The organism is Nocardia concava NBRC 100430 (genome assembly GCF_000308815.1).
GTDB lineage: Bacteria > Actinomycetota > Actinomycetes > Mycobacteriales > Mycobacteriaceae > Nocardia > Nocardia concava.
Window position 1 is genome coordinate 42,094 of record NZ_BAFX01000123.1, and the last position, 18,719, is coordinate 60,812.

General features: G+C 68.0%; 17 protein-coding genes. 5 read left to right on the forward strand and 12 right to left on the reverse strand.

The genetic code is table 11. The features are described 5' to 3' along the window. The first annotated feature begins 29 nt into the window (after positions 1-29). On the forward strand, positions 30-914 hold the full coding sequence (locus tag ON43_RS28725) for an NAD-dependent epimerase/dehydratase family protein (RefSeq protein ID WP_040812512.1): 885 nt from the start codon (positions 30-32) through the stop codon (positions 912-914). On the opposite strand, the gene ON43_RS28730 is transcribed toward ON43_RS28725, so the two are convergent. The 3 genes from ON43_RS28730 to ON43_RS28740 all read right to left on the reverse strand — a co-directional run bounded on the left by ON43_RS28730 (position 898) and on the right by ON43_RS28740 (position 3,419). Further along, positions 898-1,905 carry an alpha/beta hydrolase gene (locus ON43_RS28730; RefSeq protein WP_051179394.1) on the reverse strand — a complete coding sequence of 336 codons (1,008 nt, stop codon included), beginning with the start codon at positions 1,903-1,905 and terminating at the stop codon, positions 898-900. The genes ON43_RS28725 and ON43_RS28730 overlap by 17 nt on opposite strands. Before the next feature lie 197 nt (positions 1,906-2,102). After that, on the reverse strand, positions 2,103-2,966 hold the full coding sequence (locus ON43_RS28735; RefSeq protein WP_040812514.1) for an NAD-dependent epimerase/dehydratase family protein: 864 nt from the start codon (positions 2,964-2,966) through the stop codon (positions 2,103-2,105). 36 nt (positions 2,967-3,002) lie between these two features. Beyond that, positions 3,003-3,419: a nuclear transport factor 2 family protein gene (locus ON43_RS28740; protein ID WP_040812613.1), complete on the reverse strand. Its 417-nt coding sequence runs from the start codon at positions 3,417-3,419 to the stop codon at positions 3,003-3,005. A gap of 162 nt (positions 3,420-3,581) precedes the next feature. On the opposite strand from ON43_RS28740, the gene ON43_RS28745 reads away from it, so the two are divergent. Then, positions 3,582-4,337, forward strand: coding sequence for a sulfite exporter TauE/SafE family protein (locus tag ON43_RS28745; protein ID WP_040812516.1), 756 nt, complete (start codon positions 3,582-3,584; stop codon positions 4,335-4,337). Positions 4,338-4,392: 55 nt separating this feature from the next. Here ON43_RS28745 and ON43_RS28750 read toward each other — a convergent pair whose 3' ends face one another. Then, positions 4,393-5,922, reverse strand: a complete 1,530-nt coding sequence (locus ON43_RS28750; RefSeq protein ID WP_083913806.1) for an MDR family MFS transporter — start codon at positions 5,920-5,922, stop codon at positions 4,393-4,395. Positions 5,923-6,215: 293 nt separating this feature from the next. Between ON43_RS28750 and ON43_RS28755 the strand changes: the two genes are divergently transcribed. Continuing rightward, entirely contained in the window at positions 6,216-8,987 is a 2,772-nt protein-coding gene (locus ON43_RS28755; protein ID WP_051179395.1) for a helix-turn-helix transcriptional regulator, read from the forward strand. A 16-nt stretch (positions 8,988-9,003) separates the two neighbouring features. On the opposite strand, the gene ON43_RS28760 is transcribed toward ON43_RS28755, so the two are convergent. The 8 genes from ON43_RS28760 to ON43_RS28795 all read right to left on the reverse strand — a co-directional run bounded on the left by ON43_RS28760 (position 9,004) and on the right by ON43_RS28795 (position 16,441). After that, positions 9,004-9,822, reverse strand: coding sequence for an alpha/beta fold hydrolase (locus ON43_RS28760; RefSeq protein ID WP_040812520.1), 819 nt, complete (start codon positions 9,820-9,822; stop codon positions 9,004-9,006). Between the two features lie 73 nt (positions 9,823-9,895). Further along, positions 9,896-10,264 carry a nuclear transport factor 2 family protein gene (locus tag ON43_RS28765; RefSeq protein WP_040812522.1) on the reverse strand — a complete coding sequence of 123 codons (369 nt, stop codon included), beginning with the start codon at positions 10,262-10,264 and terminating at the stop codon, positions 9,896-9,898. Positions 10,265-10,371: 107 nt separating this feature from the next. Beyond that, on the reverse strand, positions 10,372-11,838 hold the full coding sequence (locus tag ON43_RS28770; protein ID WP_040812524.1) for a peptide MFS transporter: 1,467 nt from the start codon (positions 11,836-11,838) through the stop codon (positions 10,372-10,374). Positions 11,839-11,990: 152 nt separating this feature from the next. Then, a complete protein-coding gene (locus tag ON43_RS28775) occupies positions 11,991-13,007 on the reverse strand; it encodes a Ppx/GppA phosphatase family protein (protein ID WP_083913807.1) in 1,017 nt (338 codons plus the stop codon). A gap of 52 nt (positions 13,008-13,059) precedes the next feature. After that, entirely contained in the window at positions 13,060-13,599 is a 540-nt protein-coding gene (locus tag ON43_RS28780) for a DUF501 domain-containing protein (protein ID WP_040812527.1), read from the reverse strand. Beyond that, entirely contained in the window at positions 13,596-14,213 is a 618-nt protein-coding gene (locus tag ON43_RS28785) for an FtsB family cell division protein (RefSeq protein WP_040812528.1), read from the reverse strand. Before ON43_RS28785 ends, ON43_RS28780 begins: the two co-directional genes overlap by 4 nt. A gap of 43 nt (positions 14,214-14,256) precedes the next feature. Then, positions 14,257-15,543 (reverse strand): phosphopyruvate hydratase, encoded by a 1,287-nt coding sequence (gene eno, locus ON43_RS28790; protein ID WP_040812530.1) that lies wholly within the window; start codon positions 15,541-15,543, stop codon positions 14,257-14,259. Positions 15,544-15,709: 166 nt separating this feature from the next. Then, entirely contained in the window at positions 15,710-16,441 is a 732-nt protein-coding gene (locus tag ON43_RS28795) for a lytic transglycosylase domain-containing protein (protein WP_040812531.1), read from the reverse strand. A gap of 189 nt (positions 16,442-16,630) precedes the next feature. Here ON43_RS28795 and ON43_RS28800 point away from each other — a divergent pair, with 189 nt between their 5' ends. Next, entirely contained in the window at positions 16,631-17,710 is a 1,080-nt protein-coding gene (locus ON43_RS28800) for a TauD/TfdA family dioxygenase (protein WP_040812620.1), read from the forward strand. 23 nt (positions 17,711-17,733) lie between these two features. Beyond that, positions 17,734-18,696 carry an ornithine cyclodeaminase gene (locus ON43_RS28805; protein WP_040812621.1) on the forward strand — a complete coding sequence of 321 codons (963 nt, stop codon included), beginning with the start codon at positions 17,734-17,736 and terminating at the stop codon, positions 18,694-18,696. Positions 18,697-18,719: the final 23 nt, after the last annotated feature.

Here is an 18,719-nt window from a genome sequence, read left to right on the forward strand (position 1 = left end):
TTGACTGGATCCCGAGCGAAGGAGGAATCATGCGAGTGTTCGTAGCCGGTGCTACCGGCGCCATCGGCCGGGTTCTCGTCGAGCAGTTGGTCGCCGACGGGCATCAGGTGGTCGGAACATCACGACGGGCGGAGGGCATCGCCGAGCTGAAAGCGGCGGGAGCCGAGGGCGTGGTCGTCGACGCGTTCGACGCCGAAGCCGTCACGAGGGCTGTCGCCGCGGCGGCACCGGACGCGGTAATCCATCAGTTGACGTCGTTGAGCGGAGGCACCTCCGCCGACAACGGACGGATCCGGCGCATAGGTACCAGGAACCTGGTCGACGCCGCCGAACAGGCAGGCGTGAAACGCCTTGTGGCGCAATCGATCGCCTGGGCCTACGAGCCCGGCGACACCCCTGCCGACGAGAGCGTGCCGCTGGACCTCAGCGCAGGCGAGCCACGAATCACCACGATAAACGGCATCGTCGCCCTGGAAGAAGCAGTACGCGAACTCGACCAACACGTAGTACTGCGCTACGGCACGCTGTACGGCCCCGGCACCTGGTACCGACGCGGCGGCGTAGCCGAAGCCGTCCTACACGGAGATTCAACCGATCCAGCCGCAAAGTTCCTCGGCGGCCTCCCACCCAACGACGCGGTGACCTCATTCATACACGTAACCGACGCCGCCCGCGCCGCCGTCGCGGCCCTCGAATGGCCCACCGGCACAGTAAATATCGTCGACGACGAACCCACCCCCGCCCGCGAATGGGTACCCGTCCTCGCAGCAGCCCTCGACGCCCCCGCCCCGACCCCGGCCACCGGCCGAGCCCCCTGGGAGCGCGGAGCCACCAACACCCTGGCGCGCTCGCTCGGTTGGGAGCCGCATTTCCCAACCTGGAGAACAGGATTCGGGGTCAAGCAGGAAACGTAGCCCGCAACCAGTCGAGCATGGCGTCGAAGCCGTCCCGGTTGGTCAGGGACAGAGCGATGTTGTGACCGGCGGCGGGCTGGACGTGGGCTTGCAAACCCGCCTGTGGCGTGAAGAACCACCGCTGGGATTCGAGCGCCTGCCGCGCGGTGCAGGGGCTCTGTTCCATTGGGGTGCAGAAAAATACGTCCGCATCACCGACGACCAGCAAGGACGGGACCGAGATCGGGCTGAGCGCTTCGACGAACATGGGCGCGGTAACCGTCGCGACTTCGCCGAGGGTGTCCGTCTGCTTGTACTGTTCGTCGACGGCCAGCAATTCGGGATCGTAGGTGCCCGGGGCGTAGAAGAACGATCTGGCACCTGGTGTGGTTGTCAGATACCACGGAAGTGAATCCGATTGGGGCACACCGTTATCCGGCGTGGCAGCACCATGGCGGGCGAGCAGGTCGAGGCTCTGGGGAATGCCGGGCGGGTTCAGCCAGCCGGTGACGATCAGGCCATCCACGTCCCGATAGACCGCAGCCTCCTGTTCGGCGATGACCGTACCGAGAGAATGCCCGACGGTGACGACGTGCCCCCAGCATTGCTCCAGTTGACCTGCCCGCACCGCCTGCACCACCTGATGAATGACATCCGCGTCGGACATGGCGGTCACGTTCAATGCATCCGGACGCGAACTTCGCCCCGTCCCGAGCCGATCGATGGCGAACGTCGAATACCCTGCCGCGGCGGCATATCGGACGTATGAGTACTTCCCGTCGAATCCCGGCATATCCCAGTAGTGGTGGTCATAGGTAATCCCCGGCACCAGCAGTTGCAACACTGCCGACGGCCCGCCCGCCGGATCACAGACTCGGCCGTACACTCGCTCGGGCCGCCCCGCCAACTGCACCGGCACCTCCACATCCCGGCACACCGCATCGGCTTGCGCGCCACTCTGCCCGGACGCCGACACCATGCCGGCGAGCGCGATCAAGACCGTGAGGCCCATCCGACCCAGCATGCGTCTCACCGAGCCCCCCAATTCTGAAATACCGCTTTGTATTTCAGCAGACTTCACGAGAAATCGCTGCCATTCACGACACCCACGGGCCCAACAGGTACGGCCCGGACCCCAAGAACCGGAAGGGGATCGACTTCGGCGAGCCGAGTTATTGGGGTCCGCCCGCACAGGAGTGGATGCGTCGGTCAGCGGTAGGAGCCGGTGCTGAGGTCGGCTATTGCGGTGGGGGACTTGGGTTGCCAGTTCAGGTGGTCGGAGGCGGCTCGGCCGGTGACCGTTTGGCTGAGGGCGAGGGCGTCGGCGAAGTGGTCGCCGAGGTCGGCTCGGGCCTGGGAGAGGGGGATGATGGTGGTTTTGCCGGTGACGCCGGCGGCGTGGGAGGCGGCGGCGGCCAGGTCGGAGACGGGGACGGCGGGCTGGGTGATGGCGTGCCAGACGGAGCCGGCGGGGGCCGCGTCGATGACCTTGGCGAAGAGGTCGGCGAGGTCATCGACGTGGACCATGGGCCAGACCACCGACGGGTCGGCGATGACCACGGGGGACTCGTGCTTGCGCGCGAGATCCACCAGGAGGGCGGGGATTCCGCCGCCGCGGCCGTAGACGATGCCGGGGCGGACGACGGCGGCGCGGACGCCCTCATCGGCGAGGTCGAGGACCTGCTGTTCGATGGTCGGGCGATAGCCGACGATCGGAATCGGGTTGGTGGGGGTGGTTTCGTCCGCGGCGTCGGTGGCGCCGAGCACCCAGACGCCGCTGGTGTAGACGAACGACTTGCCGGTGCCGCGCAGCGGATCGGTCAGCGCGGTGATGGCGGCGGCGTCGACGGCCTGATCGCCGCTGGGGGTGGCGAGGTTGATGACGGCGTCGATATCGGGGGTGACCGCGGCGGTGAGGGAGGCCGGATCGGTCAGATCGCCGGTGCGGGTCTCGTAGTCACCCGCCGCCTTGCCGGGCCGGGCCAGCACGACAATGTCGTGACCCAGGCTCGAAAACCGCTCGGTGACAGCGGAACCCAGGTACCCACCGGCGCCGATGACCAGTACTCGCATGAAGAACTCCTTCTTTCCTACTACCGACCATCGAATCTACTTGGCGGCGAAGAGCAGTCGATGCGCGTAGCCGGTGTCGAAGTACTCGCGGGCCTCCGCGATGCGCCCGTCCACCACCCGGAAGGCGATCACCACGTCGTTGACGTACGACTCCCCCGCCGCGGTGGTCGCGCGGGTGGTCCACTCGGCGACGGCCCGGTCGCCGTCCGCGAGCACGCCGCGCACCTCCTGACTCATCGGCGCGGTGATGTCGAAGCGCTCCAGCATGGCGGGCAGGAAACCGTGGAAGATCTGATCGGGGCCGACCCAGGTGCCCGAGGTCGGCAGGTCCCCGGCCAACGTCCAGGTGGCGTCGGGGGTGAAGAATTCATTGCGCCGCTCGACCGCCTCGCCGCTCTGCAGCGCGCGGATGTAGTTCTCGATGACGGTGCGGGTCTCGTTCGTGGTGCTCATGACATTCAGTTCACCGGAAATCGGAGGCCGGACCAATGAGCAGCCCGAGCATTCAGCGATAAGGATCGGTTATCGTCCGGGCCCCGGTGAGCCGCGGTGACCCGATTCGTAGGATGTCCCGGTGAGCGCTGGGTGTTTGGGTATCCGGCCCGGTGAGCGGCGGTGACCGTCCTCGAGGCGGCCGAGCTGATAGCTGTCGGGTTCGCGGCCGGATTGGTCAGCGTGCTGGTCAGCCTGGCCTCGCTGGTGTCCTATCCCGCATTGCTCGGCATGGGTTTGATGCCGGTGGCGGCCAATGTCACCAATACCGTGGCACTCATCTTCACCGGAGTCGGGGCGGCGGCCGGATCGCGGCAGGAGCTGGCCGGAACGCGGCGCACGGTGCTGCGGCTCGGTGTGGTCGCGGCGATCGGCGGCGCGATCGGGGCGGTGCTGCTGCTGATCGCGCCCGCTTCGACCTTCCAGTTCGTGGTGCCGTTCCTGATCGGCGGGGCGTCGATATTCCTGCTGGCGCAACCATCGCTGACCAAACGCTGGCAGCACACAAGCGACGCCGGAAAAGCCTGGCGCAACGCCCTTCTCGCCGTACTGCTGTTCGCCGCCGCCGTCTACGCCGGGTATTTCGGTGCGGCGGGCGGGATTCTGATCCTGGCCATCATTTCGGCCAGGTACCCGGAGTGGTCGCCGCAGCGCGCCAATGCGGTCAAGAGCGTCACCTCGATGTGCGCGAACGGCGCGGCCGCAATCGGATTCGCGTTCTACGGTCCGGTGCACTGGATGTTCGTCGCACCGCTCGCCCTGGGCTTCCTGCTCGGTGGACGGGTCGGGCCGGTGGTGGCGCGGCGGCTGCCCAGCAACAGCCTGCGGGTCATCGCCGCCGGATGCGGTATCGCGCTCGCGGTGAAATTCGCGGTGTAGGAACGCGAAAGCGCCCATGGCCTCGAAAAGCCATGGGCGCCTTCAAACCGGAACGTCAGTCCTTGACCAGCTGCACCTCGGGGAAGTCCGCCTCATCCACCGAATCCGGGATCTCGGTAGCCACGGCATCGGCCGGGACCTCGTCCACCGGATCCGGGATCTCGGCGCCGTGATGCCCGGCCGCCGAACGGTTGGGCAGCAGCACCGCCATCACGATCACCACGACCGACAGGGCCGCCGAGACCAGGAACGCCAGCCGCATACCGGACAGCGGAGCCTCGAGCGGGTTTGCCACGGTGCCATTCAGGTGATCGGCCCGCGAGGTCATGACCACCACGACGAGCGCGGTACCGAACGCGGCCGCCACCTGCTGCAGGGTCGCCAGCATGGAGCTGCCGTGCGAGTACAGGTGCATCGGCAGCGCGCCCAGACCCAGGGTGAAGACCGGTGTGAAGGCCGCGGCCAGCGACAGCATCAGCAGCACGTGCAGCGCCACCAGCAGAGCGTACGGCGAGGTCAGGGACAACTGGGTGAAGCCCGCGAGCGCGGCGGTGATGCCGATGGCACCGGGAATCACCAGGACTCGCGCGCCGAACCGGTCGAAGATCTTGCCGACTGTCGGGCCGAGCAGACCCATGGCCAGACCACCGGGCATGACCAGCAGGCCCGTCGCCAGCGGGCTCAGCCCGCGCAGGTTCTGCAGGTACAGCGGCAGCAGGATCATCGAACCCATCATGGCCAGGAACGCGACCGCCATCAGCAGCAGCGACTTGGCGTAGGTGGGGGCCAGCAGCACACGCAGGTCCAGCAGCGGAGTGCTGTTGCGCTGCAGCGAGAGCTGGCGGAACGCGAAGATGGCGATCAGGACCACACCGGCGGCGACGATCAGCGACGGGGTGAGGGCGCTGCCCTCGCCGAACTTGCTCAGGCCGTACACCAGGCTGCCGAAACCGAAGCCCGCGAACACCACGCTGAACCAGTCGATCGAACCCGCCTGCGGCTCACCGACGTTCTCCAGGTTGCGCAGACCGAACACGGTCACCACACCCGCGATCGGCAGCACCAGCACGAACAGCCAACGCCAGGAAGCGATCTGGAGCACCAGGCCGGAGATGACCGGACCCATGGCGGGGGCCACCGAGATGGCCAGGGTGACATTGCCCATGACCCGGCCGCGGTCCTTCTCGTCGACGACCGTCATCAGCGTGGTCATCAGCAGCGGCATCATGACCGCGGTGCCGCCCGCCTGGACCACGCGGCCGATCAGCAGGACGGCGAACGTCGGCGCGATGGCGGCGACGGCGGTGCCGACCAGGAAGGTGCCCATGGCGAGGGTGTAGGCGCGACGGGTGCTGACGCGCTGCAGGAACCAGCCGGTCACCGGGATGACCGCCGCCATGGTGAGCATGAACGCGGTGGAAACCCATTGTGCGGAACGCTCGCTCACATGGAGATCCGTCATGAGCCGCGGAATCGCGTTGATCATGATGGTCTCGTTGAGGATCACCGTGAAGGTCGCGAGCACCAGCAACCGGATGACGGTTGGCGTCCGCTGCTTGGTCGAGCTAGCGGATATGTCGGGCATCGGAAAACCTCCGGTGGTATTCGTGTGATCGAGGGGTAGCGCGGGCCCGATATCGAGTCGGTGACTGTGGCCAACCGGACCTACAGCAGTGCAGACGGATACAGATCACTCAACTCATCGGTCGCGCATCAGTATTCCGGCAGGGTCCGACAAAATTCATCCGATTAACGGACGTTTGGGGCCGTCATGCGGTGTCGAAAATGCGCCGCCACCTGTGCTTATCAGATGCGTCAAGATTGATCAGTGAGTCAGGTCACGTTCCCGGAATCGCGCACGGGTCATGATGGACACCGATGGAAGCGAGAACGACAGTGGCCGACCAGGTTCCGCCGCTCCGGGGTCGGGAGCGGGAACAGCAAGAGCTCGACAGGCTGATCGAGGACGCGCGCGAAGGGCGCAGCGGGGCGCTGGTACTGCGTGGCGAGGCCGGGATCGGCAAGACCGCACTGCTGGACTACGCCGCCGCGCAGGCGGGTGACCTGCGAATACTGCGCGGAACCGGCATCGAGGTAGAGGCCGAACTACCCTTCGCCGGGCTGCAATTGCTATTGCGCCCCGCCCTGGGCCGACTCGCCGATCTGCCGGAACCGCAGCGCGCGGCACTGTCGGGCGCGCTCGGGCTGGGATCCGGCGGCGGCGAACCCATGCTGACCGGTCTCGCGGTGCTCTCGCTGCTCACCGACCACGCCGACGGATCCGGACTGCTGGTCATCGTGGACGACGCGCAATGGCTCGACCGGGCCTCACAGGACGCGCTGCTGTTCGCGGCCCGCCGCCTGTACTCCGAGGGCATCGCCGTGCTGTTCGGCGTCCGCGAGGGCGAGGGCTCCTTCGAAGCGACCGGGCTGCCCGAACAGCGCCTGGCCGGATTGTCACCCGAGGCGTCGGCGGCTCTGCTTCAGGATTCGGCGACCTTGCCCGGCGGGCACACCCTCTCCCCCACCGTGCGCTACCGGCTGCTGGCCGAGGCGCGCGGCAATCCCCTCGCCCTGCGCGAGTTGCCGCTCGCCATGGCCGCCGAACCCACCGCCGATCTCGCCGCCGGCGCGCTGCCGCTGACAGACCGGCTGCGCCTGGCATTTCACGGCCGCATCAGCCGCTTGCCCGAAGCGACCCGAACTCTGCTCACGGTGCTCGCCACCGACGAAACCGGCGACGCCGCCGTGGTTTTGAGCGCAGCGGCCGAGCTCGGCGCGGGAATCGACGACCTCGCCCCCGCCGAGACCGCGGGCCTGCTGGCCAGGACGGACCTCTCGATCGCCTTCCGGCATCCCCTGATTCGCGCGGCGGTGTATCAGCGCACCCCGATGGGGCAGCGATTGGCGGTGCATCGCGCACTGGCCGAGGTCTTGCACACACCCGAGCAGGCGGACCGCCGCGCCTGGCATCGCGCGGCAGCGGCGCTCGGCCCCGACTCCGAGGTGGCGGATGCCCTGGAGCACAGCGCCGTTCGAGCACGTGAGCGCGGCGGGTACAAGGCGGCGGCCGCGGCCTACGATCGTGCGGCCCGGCTCAGTGAGCGGCCGGAGGATCGCACCCGACGGCAGGCGCTGGCCGCGCAGGCGGCATTGGAGGCCGGGGATGTGGGACGGGCCGGGGACCTGGCCCGGCGCACCGCCCGCGCCACAGGTTCGGAAGCATTGCGCGCCAGGCTTTCCCAAGTACATGCGCTGGCCCGATTCTGGCAGGGCGAATTCCCCGAAGCGCACCGGCTGCTGATCGAGGCGGCAACGAGCATCGCGGACACCGAGCCCGAGCAGGCGGCGGGCATGCTGGTGCAGGCCATGCACACCGGCTGGTACCTCGGCGAAGCCGACCTGCGGGAAGTCCTGAAACACCTTGCGGACCTGCGGTTACCGGAGCAGTCGCCGGTGACACCGGTGGTGCGGTTCATCGGCGTACTGTTCGACCGAGGTCCGGGAACACCGCCTGCTCTCACCGAGATACTCGATGAAATCCGCTCTCGGGGCGAGGTTTCCGACCAGATCCTGTCGATCGTGTGCGGCGTCGCCCTCGCGCGCGGACAAGACGGTCCGGCCTTCGATCTGGCCAAATCCTTGGAGGCCAGGTATCGGTCCGCCGGTGCGGCCGGGCGACTGCCGACCGTCCTGTTCTTCGCCGCCGAGGCGGACATCTTCACCGGCCGCCTGCGTGATGCGCGCACCGCCACGCTCGAGGCTCGCGATCTGGCGCGCGATACCGGCCAGCAGCAGTGGGTTCGCCAACTCAGCAGTGTCCTGGCTCATTTGGATGCCTTGCAGGGGAACGAGGACGAGTGCCGGGCGCACGCCGAACTCGGTCTGACCGGGGATACCCCGGGAGCGGTCGCGCCGGGCGCGCCCTGGGCGCATTGGTCACTGGGACTGCTCGAACTCGGCGCGGGTCGTGCCGAGGCCGCACTATCGCGCTTCGAGCGGTTGACGAAATCCCCGTTCAATCACCATATTTGCGCCACCCGCTCGGTCCCCGACCTGGTCGAGGCCACTGTCCGCCTCGGCGAGACGGACCGCGCCGCGGCACCTTTCAGCAACTTCGAAGGCTGGGCGGAGTCGGTGGGTCAGCCGTGGGCGGAGGCACTCGTACTACGCTGCCGCGCACTGCTGGACGATGAGAACGCCGAGACTCTCTATCTTCGCGCCTTGGAGACGCACGATCGCGAGGCCCGCCCCATCGAATTCGCCCGGACCGCATTGCTTTACGGCGAATGGCTCCGCCGTGCGCGCCGAAGGTCCGAGGCCCGCACCCACTTGCACGAGGCCCTCGGGGTCTTCGAACGCCTGGGTCTGGACCCGTGGGCCCGGCGAGCCCGCCACGAACTCACCGCCGCAGGAGCCGCCGAAGCCTCCGGAGCCGATCCGGCCCCGACCCGGACCGCGGCCACCGGACTCACTCCGCAGGAATTGCAGATCGTCCGGCTGGCCGCCCGGGGCCTGTCCAATCGGGATATCGCCGCCCAGCTGTTCCTGAGCCACCGCACCGTCGGCTACCACCTCTACAAGGCGTACCCGAAGCTCGGCGTCACCTCGCGCGGCGAGCTGAAAGGGCTTGCCGCACAACTCCGATAGCCCGACCGCCATGCCGTCACGCCTTGATGAAATCGAGGATGTCGGCATTCACCTGCGTGAAGTGGCTGTGGTACAGGCCGTGTCCGGCATCCGGGTATTTCTTCAGGATGGCGTCAGGGGCGAGTTCGACCGCGCGGCGGCTGCCGAGGTCGATCGGAATCGACTGGTCTGGAATGCCGTGCAGCAGCAGCATCGGCACCGGGCAGGCCGCGACGTCGGCACGGTGGTCGGTCACGAAGATCGCCCGCTGAGTCTCCACCGCCGCGTACGGAGAGCAGCTCATGCTGCGCCGCACCTCGTTCTCCATCATCGCCGGGGTCACCCGGGTACCCATGTGGGTGGCGTAGTAGCCCTGCACCCGGTCGGCCAGCCACTGCGCGCGATCGTGAGCCAGATCATTCAGGGTGGCCTCGATGAGTTCGTCGGGAACGCCGATCGGATTGTCGGCGGTCTGCCGCAGGAACGGAATCGCGGCGCCCAGCATCGCGATTCGCGAGACTCGGTCGGCGCCGTGGCGCGCCAGGTAGCGGACCACCTCACCGCTGCCGCCGGAGTGGGCGACCAGGATCGCGTCCCGCAGGTCCAGATGCTCCATCAGGCCCGCGAGATCGTCTGCGCGAGTGTCGGTGTCATAGCCGGAGGATGGGCGATCGGAGCGGCCGTGGCCGCGGCGGTCCAGCAGGACGCAGCGGTAGCCCTGCTCCAGGAAGAACGGAACCTGGCGCTCCCACATATCGGTGGGCATCGACCAACCGGCGATGAACACGATCGGAGTGCCGGTGCCGTAATCCTCGTAGGCGAGCGTGGTGCCGTCGGTGGGAGTGGTGAAGAACATGGGAAGTCCTTGTATGACAGAGATTTTCGGTGGGCCCGGCGGCCGCCGATGAACTCGGCGGCCGTCGATCGGCTCAGAGGCCGGCGGGTACCTGGTCGAGGAATCCGTAGACGCGCTCGATGCGCCCGTCCTCGGCGACGGCCGCCACGTCGAAGCCGATGACCAGCGGCTCGGCGCCGGGAGCGCCCAGGTGCCAGGTGAATCGGACGATGTGGTGGTTGGTGTCGACCGGTGCGCCGAGGGTGAATTCCAGCCCGGCGAACTGTCCCTGCACCGCCGCGAGGGTGGCGTCGAGGCCGGCGTGGCCGCGCACCGACACCAGCGGATCGGTGTATTCCGCGTCCTCGGTGAAGATCTCGGCCACCAGGGCCGCCCGGGCGCTCGCATCGGTGGTGTTCCACGCGGTCAGGTAGCGCTCGACCAGCTCGTTCATGTCGCTCATTTCGTTCTCCTCGTTGTGCCGAACTTGATGAGAAGAACGTTATTGAGATCGGACGGCCCCGGAATCTGTCGTACTTAAGTACTGACGACTAGTCCGCGTACACGTGACTAGTGCACGCCCTCCATGTGGCGGGTGATCCACGGCGAGATGCCCCAGACGATCACGCCGACCACGATGGCCACCAGTCCGGTGATGCCGAAGTAGGCGAGCTCGTGCGAGGGGTCGTAGTACTTCGAGAGCACACCCGACATCGAGGTGCCGATGGCGACCGAGAAGAAGTACAGCGCCATCATCTGCGAGCGGAAGACCCGCGGCGCCAGCTTGGTCGTGACCGACAGGCCGATCGGCGAGAGCATCAGCTCCGACACCGCGAACGCGCCCAGGATGAAGAACACCAGCAGCGCCGGCACGGAAGCGCCGTGCGAACCCGAGAACAGGGTGAACAGCAGGAATGCCGCGCCCATGCCGATCACGCCGAGGGAGAACTTGCGCGGCGTGCTCGGGGCCCGGCGGCCCAGGCGGGTCCACATGATGGCGAACAGCGGCGACAGCGCGATGATCCAGACCGGCTCCATGGAACCGATCCAGTTCTTCGGCGCCTCCCAGCCGAAGACCGACCAGTTCATGCGCTCGTCGGAGTACACCGCCAGCACCGTGAAGATCTGCTGGAACAGCGACCAGAACACCGCGTTCGCGATGAAGAGCGGAATGTAGGCGCGCACCTTGGTGCGTTCGGAGGCATCGACCTTCGGGCTGGTGAGCATGAGCGCGAAGTAGGCCACCGAGGCCGCCGCCACCACGTAGGTGACCGCGTCGGGCAGGTTCGACAGGGTGACCAGCTTGACGGCCCACGCCAGCGCGATCACCGCGATCACCGCAGCGCCGGCCGCGATGGCCTTCGGAATCGCGTTGGACGGCAAGGGATTCGGGACATCGCGGCCGTGCTCGCCGAGGTTGCGGCGGAACACCACGTACTGGGCCAGGCCGATGGCCATACCGACCGCCGCCGCGCCGAAGCCCCAGTGGAAGCCCACATGCGACTGCAGCAGGCCGGTGATGATCGGACCGGCGAACGCGCCCAGGTTGATGCCCAGGTAGAACAGCGTGAAGCCGCCGTCCGCGCGCGGATCGTCCTTGTCGTAGAGGGTGCCCAGCAGCGAGGAGGCATTCGCCTTCAACCCGCCCGAGCCGAGCGCGACCAGGACCAGACCCACGCCGACACCGGTCAGGCCCGGCAGGATCGCCAGCGCGATGTGTCCCGCCATGACGACGACGCCGCCGTAGAAGACGGTGCGCTCGGGACCGATCAGCCGGTCCGCGACCCACGCGCCGAGGATGGTCGAGAGGTAGACCAGGCCGCCGTACGCGCCGACAATGCCGGTGGCGGTGGCCTTCTCCATGCCCAGCCCGCCGTCGGCGAGCGAGTAGTACAGGTAGTACCCGAGGATCGTGAGCATGCCGTAGAACGAGAACCGTTCCCAGAGCTCGACACCGAACAGATTCGCGATACCGATGGGGTGGCCGAACAGGGTGCGTTCGGCGGCCGGTTTCGCCTCGTGGACTACTTCTGACATACCCCAGACCCTCCCATATTGGGCAATCTGACAGCAACCTCAGGTATTAACCTACGTCACAATTGCCCGGGGAAAGTCCAGGATGAGCGGGGCGGGGGACAAAAGTCCTCAATCTGCTTGAACAGCGCGCTGATCAGGCATTGGCCGCCCGATCAGGCGATGGACAGAGCGATGCCATCCAGGATGTCGTGTTCGCTGATGATCAGCTCGGTAATGCCCGCCCGCCGCGCCAGCTCATCGGCCAGCACTTCGGCAATCACCGCGCCACCGCCGATCACATCCACCCGGCCCGGGTGCATGGGACCGAGCGCGGCCCGCTCGTCGTGGTTCATGCCGATCAGCCGATCGCACACGCCGCGCAGCTCGGCCAGCGGCAGGCGGGTGAGATGCACGCGCTCCGAATCGTATTCGGGCAGATCCAGCGCCACCGCGGCGATGGTGGTCATGGTTCCGGCCACGCCGACCCAGGTGTGCGCGCGCTCCACCGGCACCACGCCGAAGGCCTGCGCGAGTCGTTCCGAGGCGAAGAACCGCGCCGAGGCGACCTCCTCGGGGGTGGGCGGATTCCCGTGCAGGCAGCGCTCGGTGATCCGCACGCAGCCGATGTCGGCCGAGTACGCCGACTGCACGCCGGAGGCGTCGCCCAGCACCACCTCGGTGGAGCCGCCGCCCAGGTCGACCACCACGAAAGGTCCTGCGGCACTGGAGAGTTCGCCGACCGCCCCGGCGAAGGACAGCCGCGCCTCCTCGTCACCGGTGATCACCTCGGCCTGCGATCCGGCCACCACCCGCCCCAGCTCGACGCCGGTCATGGTGAAGAAGTCCTCGCGATTGGACGCGTCGCGTGTGGCGGAGGTCGCGGTCATCCGCACCCGCTCCACCCCGTGCTTCAGCATCAACTCCACGTAATCGTGCAGCGCCACCCGAGTCCGTTCGATCGCTTCGGGATTCAGCGCCCCCGTCGCGTCCACGCCCTGCCCGAGCCGCACGATCCGCATCTCCCGATGCACATCGATCAAACGCGGCTTCCCGTCCGCGTCCCGCGTCACATCCGCGATCAGCAACCGGATGGAATTCGTCCCGCAGTCGACCGCCGCGATCCGCTCATGCCCTTCGGCCGGACCGCCCTCACCGGCCGCCGAGGTACTGGCGAACTCTGCCTTACTCATCGCTGACCCCTGAATTCCTCTGGTGCTGAACGTATCGGCCGATGAACCGGGACTACGAGGCCGAATCGGCGCGGTATTCCTCGGACTTGGGCCAGTCTGCCGGAATCGCGGTGCCGCGCAAACCATGGTCGGCGGCCAGGGCTACGGCCTCGTCGCCGAGGAGATTCAGGCCCGGGCCCTTGGCGAGGGAGTGGGCGATCAGGACGTGCAGGCATTTCACGCGGTCGGGCATGCCGCCGCCGGCGAAATCGGTGCCGAGGTCCTCGATGGCATTGCGCTCGGACAGGTAGCTCTCGTACGCCTTGCGGTAGGAGGCGGCCAATTCCGGGTCGCGGGTGAGGCGTTCGGACATCTCGCGCATGAGGCCGGTGGTCTCGAGGCGGCTGGCCTCGGCGGTCAGGCGCGGGTCCGTCAGGTAGTACAGGGTCGGGAAGGGGGTGCCGTCGGGCAGCTTGGGCGCGGTCTTCACGACCGCGGGCAGGCCGTCGGGGGTGTGGTAAGCGATGGCCAGCACGCCGCGCGGAGTCCGGCCCAGCTGCCCGGCGACGATCGCGAGATCGCGCTCGGTGGGTTCGTTCTCGGCAGTGGTCACCTGGGTTGTCCTTCCTGGACGGGAGCCGGCGGGGGCGGGGTGGTCGCCGCGGGGGCGGCGGCCGGTTGCGGCGACGAAATGCTGTGCCACACCTGGGTGTACCAGGGGTCCGGCGCCCGCTGTTTGGTGGCGGGAGTGGGGATGGCCGGCTGCACCATGTCGGGGAGCTGCACGATGTAGGGCGTCTCGCCCGGCATCACCAGGCGCAGACGGTCCCTGGCCTCGGCCTTGATGTAATTCGGATCCTGTTGCTGCGCACGGCGATCGCGCAGATTCGCGACTTCCTGCTCCAGCACACTGTGCTGGGCGGCCAGCTCCTTGGCGTCGGCGCGCTGGGTGAAATAGGTGCGCAGCGGCACCGCCAGCGTGAGCGCCAGGCCGCACAGGACGGCGGCCAGCAGCACCGCCCGGCCTGTGGACAGGCCCAGGATCTTGTGTTCGTGCCGTTCGACATTCGACTTGGCGGCGGTCCGGCGCTTGGCCGTTCGCTGCCCGGACCCGGATTGAGCCCGGGTCGTCTTCGTCGTCGATTTCTTCTTGGTGGAAGCGGATCGCGACGGGCGGCGGTCATTTCGTCCCGCAGGACTCTTGCCGCGCGCCCGTCGCTCCGTCATCTCACACCTCGAATTTCGTTAGCCCATACGAGCTACCGATTATTCAGCCTTCGAACGCGAAACGCGGGAACGCCACGTCACCGGCGTAGCGAGCCGAGTCACCCAGGGCGTCCTCGATGCGCAGCAGCTGGTTGTACTTGGCGACACGCTCCGAGCGAGCCGGGGCGCCGGTCTTGATCTGACCGGAGCCGACGGCCACGGCCAGGTCGGCGATGGTGGTGTCCTCGGTCTCGCCGGACCGGTGCGACATCATCGTCTTGTAGCCGTTGCGGTGGGCCAGGTCGACCGCGTCCAGGGTCTCGGTCAGGGTGCCGATCTGGTTGACCTTCACCAGGAGTGCGTTGGCCGCACCCTTGGCGATGCCCTCCTCCAGGCGCTCCGGGTTGGTGACGAACAGGTCGTCGCCGACCAGCTGCACCTTGTCGCCGATGGCGTCGGTCAGCGAGACCCAGCCGTCCCAGTCGTCCTCCGACAGCGGGTCCTCGATGGAGACCAGCGGGTACTGGCCGAGCAGCTCGGTGTAGAAGGCGGTCATCTCCGCGGCGGTGCGGTTCTGGCCCTCGAACTTGTAACCGTCGGCGGTGCTGTAGAACTCGGTGGCCGCGACATCGAGCGCGAGCGCGATATCGGTGCCGAGCTTGTAGCCGGCCTTCTCGATGGCCGAGGAGATCAGGTCCAGCGCGGCCTTGGTGCCCGCGACGTCGGGCGCGAAGCCGCCCTCGTCACCCAGACCGGTGGCCAGGCCCTGGGCCTTCAGCACCGACTTGAGGGTGTGGTAGACCTCGGCACCCCAGCGCAGCGCCTCCTTGAAGGTGGGCGCGCCGATCGGGGCGATCATGAATTCCTGCACGTCCACACCGGTGTCGGCGTGCGCGCCACCGTTGAGGATGTTCATCATCGGAACCGGCAGGACGTGGGCGTTCGGGCCGCCGACATAGCGGAACAGCTCCAGGCCCGAGGACTCGGCGGCCGCGCGGGCCACCGCGAGCGAGACACCCAGCAGGGCGTTCGCGCCCAGACGCGACTTGTCCGGGGTGCCGTCCAGATCCAGCAGGGTCTGGTCGACGGTGCGCTGCTCGACGGCGTCGAGACCGATCACGGCCGGGGCGATCTCGTCGAGGACGCCCTCGACGGCCTTCTGCACGCCCTTGCCCTGGTAGCGATCGCCACCGTCACGCAGCTCGACGGCCTCGTGCTCACCGGTGGACGCGCCGGAGGGCACCGCCGCGCGGGTGAGGGTGCCGTCGTCGAGAGCGATCTCGACCTCGACAGTGGGGTTGCCACGCGAATCCAGGATCTCGCGAGCTCCGACCTGTTCGATGATGGCCACGAAACGACACTCCTTCGGCTGCTGACTCGGCAGGTCGCACGGGGAACCCGTGCGGTCACGAGCCTACTGTGCCGTGATCGAGCTGCCACATCCCCCCATCGGCGTGGCCAGAAGATATAAACCTGCCCGAGCGCACGGACCGGATCGGGAGGGGCGCGGACCGGATTCAGGCGCGGCGGCCGACGCTGTAGGCGGCGGCGCGGTATCGGACGGTGTTCATGTAGCTGGTCGATTGGTTATAGGTGAGCAGCGCCTTCTGCCAACCGTCGACGGTGGTGAGGTTGCCGCCCATGGCACAGAGGTAGCGGGCGGCGGTGAGAGCCGCGTCGTCGATGCTGTCCGGGTCGATCTTGCCGTCGCCATTGGCGTCGACGCCCCAGCGCTGCCAGGTCTCGGGGATGAACTGGAAGGGGCCCATCGCGCGCACGTAGATCGGATTCGCTTCGGTGGAGCCGGTTTCCAGGATGCGCGCCCGGCCCGGCGAACCGTCCAGCGCCAGCCCGCGAATCGGTGGCGAAACCGTTCCGTCGTCGGCCAGGCGCGACCCGCCGTGCGAACCGTGGTGGCTCTCCACGCTCGCGATTCCGGCGAGAGTCGTCCAGCCGATACCGCATTCGGGCTTCGAGCGCGCCATGACGGCGGCCGCGTATCCGTAGGCCTCCAGCGCCACGACGGGAATCCCCGTCGGGCCGTGCTGTTCCTCCGCCCAGGCCTCGAGCTGAACGGCGGTGCGCCCGGGCGCATCCAGGTCGATGGGCGGCAGCGGGGCACCGGCCGGGGGCGGCATATCGTCGGGCACCGGCGTGAGATGTTCTGTGCCGCAAGCCGTCAACAGCGTCAGGGCGGCCGCCGTGCCCAATAGGCCGGCTCGGGTCAGCAGGGCCCTGAAGTCGGCCATTCGGTTTCGCACCCTTCCATCTTCCAGATAAATCGAGTCGGCTAGTCTCGCCGCTGGCGACTGATACCGACACGCTATTTCTGGAACACACCCTTAGGTAAGGCTTGCCAAAATTACAGGGGCGGAATACGGTCTGAGGCCGAGGCAAGATCACCATGTCACCACCGAGCCCAGGAAGGCCCTCTCTTGGTGAAAAGCGTTCTCTCCGAACGTCAGACGCTTCACCCCGCGGAGATCGAAACTCGCGACCTGCCCGAATCCGCCACCCGCGCGGTCCGCCACCTCGCCGCTGAGATCGCCGTCACAGTCGGGGCCTGCCAGGAGATAGCCACCACGCTCTCGCACCCGGTCCTGCTGCGCCACATCGATGCCAAGTACGGGCGGCTGCCCGACGCCGTGCACGAGGCCATGCGCCCGCCGGCCACCGACGCGGGCGTGACCGTCATTCGCCCGCTGCCCATCAGCGACGAGGAACTCGGTCTCACCCCGCACGATTGGCGCGCGGCCGCGGCCTGGGCCGGGGACCGCTCGCATCGGTCGGCATCCTTCGAGCTCGATATCGCCATGCTGTTGCTGGCCCGTTGCGCCGGTGAGCCTTTCGGCTGGGAGGGGCAGCAGGGCGGGCGGCTGGTCAACAACATCGTCCCGACCCCCGGGCACGAGCACGAGCAGTCGGGGGCGAGCAGCACCGCGCTGCTCAGCCCGCACACCGAGGACGCCTTCCACCCGCATCGCGCCAATCTGCTCATGCTCGGCTGCCTGCGCAATCCGGAGCGGGTGGGCACCACGGTGTCCTCGGTGCGGTGCACGGAACTCGATGCGGCGCAACGGGAAACGCTGAGCCGCGCCCGGCTGCCGATCCTGCCCGATGTCTCCTACGGCACCGGGTTCGACGAAGCCCCGACGCCCGCGGTCGCCACGCTCGGCAGCGACGAGGGGCGGCTGACGCTGCGCTTCGACCCGGCGTACACCCCGCTCGACAAGGCCGACCCCGAATTCCGGTCCGCCTACCGGCATTTGGCGGCGGAACTCGAAAGGGTCTGCATCACCGCCGCTTTGGCCCCCGGAGAACTCCTGCTGGTGGACAATGACGTTGTGGTGCACGGGCGGGTGCCGTTCACCCCCCGCTACGACGGCACCGACCGCTGGCTCAAGCGGGTGAACATCCGGCTGCCCGACCGTCGGCGCGACGCGGCCGAGGCGGCCGAGGACGGGTACGGCCAGCGTGTGGTGGCACCGTTCCGCACGAGCCGAGGGAACAACACGTGAATGCCCGACCTACCCCGCTGCGGGTGCTGTCCCGCAGCGACCTAGCCGACGTCCCGATCTCCCCCGCCGAGGTGGTGCGCGCCGTGGAGGACGCGTATCTCGCCTTCGCGGGCGGGGATTCGGACAATCCCCGCAAGCTCAGCGTGGCGCATCCCGACGGCTGGTCGGTGGCCTACGCCATGCTGGGCCGCGACGGCCGCCGCCGGGTGGTGGCCATGAAGACCAGCTACAAGTTCGACCCACATCACGATCGCTCGAACAAGCGGTACTTCACCACCATCTCGCTCTACGACGACGCCACCGGATCGCCCATCGCACTGATGGATTGCGCCCGGGTGGGAGCGCTACGCACGCCCGCGGTGTCGTCGTTACTCGTGCGGGAGTGCGCGCGACCGGGTGCCCGCAGTGTGCTGTTGATCGGCACCGGCACCCAGGGCCGCAACGCGCTCCCGCACCTGCTCGCCGCCAATCCGCATTTGAATCGGCTGATGCTCTACGGCACCCACCCCGAGGGCCTGGAAGCGGTGTATCAGCAACTGCTGCAGCACCATCCGCACGCCGAACTCGAGATCGTGAGCGATCCCAACGCCGCCGCGCGCGAGGCCGATGTCATCCTCGCCACCGCCGGGCCCGGCACCCGCGTCGCCATCGAATCCAAGGATCTCGCCCCGGGCGCGACCGTCGTCCTGGTCGGCTACGGCCTGGCCCCCTCCACCCTGGTCGAGGCCGACCGCGTGATCGCCACCAGCGCCGAGCAGATGGCCCTCACCGGCACCGACATGGCCGGTCCAGACGGCCGACTACGCCGCGTCGACGCCGAACTACCCCAGATCCTCGATCACCGCGCCGTCGGCCGCCTCACCGACGACGAACGCATCTTCGTCTACAACAGCGGCCTGGTCCTCACCGACATCGCCGTCGCCCACGCCCTGGCCAATCGCGCCATCGCCGAGGGCCGGGGCACGGAGGTGTCGCTATGGGACTGAGGCGCGGGCCCTCAATTCCCGTA

Bases quoted from the DNA above. Each gene is read 5' to 3' on its own strand.
- ON43_RS28770 (WP_040812524.1), bottom strand. From the start codon at position 11,838: ATGTCAGAAGTAGTCCACGAGGCGAAACCGGCCGCCGAACGCACCCTG.
- ON43_RS28775 (WP_083913807.1), bottom strand. From the start codon at position 13,007: ATGAGTAAGGCAGAGTTCGCCAGTACCTCGGCGGCCGGTGAGGGCGGT.
- ON43_RS28765 (WP_040812522.1), bottom strand. From the start codon at position 10,264: ATGAGCGACATGAACGAGCTGGTCGAGCGCTACCTGACCGCGTGGAAC.
- ON43_RS28735 (WP_040812514.1), bottom strand. From the start codon at position 2,966: ATGCGAGTACTGGTCATCGGCGCCGGTGGGTACCTGGGTTCCGCTGTC.
- ON43_RS28730 (WP_051179394.1), bottom strand. From the start codon at position 1,905: ATGGGCCTCACGGTCTTGATCGCGCTCGCCGGCATGGTGTCGGCGTCC.
- ON43_RS28740 (WP_040812613.1), bottom strand. From the start codon at position 3,419: ATGAGCACCACGAACGAGACCCGCACCGTCATCGAGAACTACATCCGC.
- ON43_RS28785 (WP_040812528.1), bottom strand. From the start codon at position 14,213: ATGACGGAGCGACGGGCGCGCGGCAAGAGTCCTGCGGGACGAAATGAC.
- ON43_RS28795 (WP_040812531.1), bottom strand. From the start codon at position 16,441: ATGGCCGACTTCAGGGCCCTGCTGACCCGAGCCGGCCTATTGGGCACG.
- ON43_RS28750 (WP_083913806.1), bottom strand. From the start codon at position 5,922: ATGCCCGACATATCCGCTAGCTCGACCAAGCAGCGGACGCCAACCGTC.
- ON43_RS28725 (WP_040812512.1), top strand. From the start codon at position 30: ATGCGAGTGTTCGTAGCCGGTGCTACCGGCGCCATCGGCCGGGTTCTC.
- ON43_RS28755 (WP_051179395.1), top strand. From the start codon at position 6,216: ATGGAAGCGAGAACGACAGTGGCCGACCAGGTTCCGCCGCTCCGGGGT.
- ON43_RS28760 (WP_040812520.1), bottom strand. From the start codon at position 9,822: ATGTTCTTCACCACTCCCACCGACGGCACCACGCTCGCCTACGAGGAT.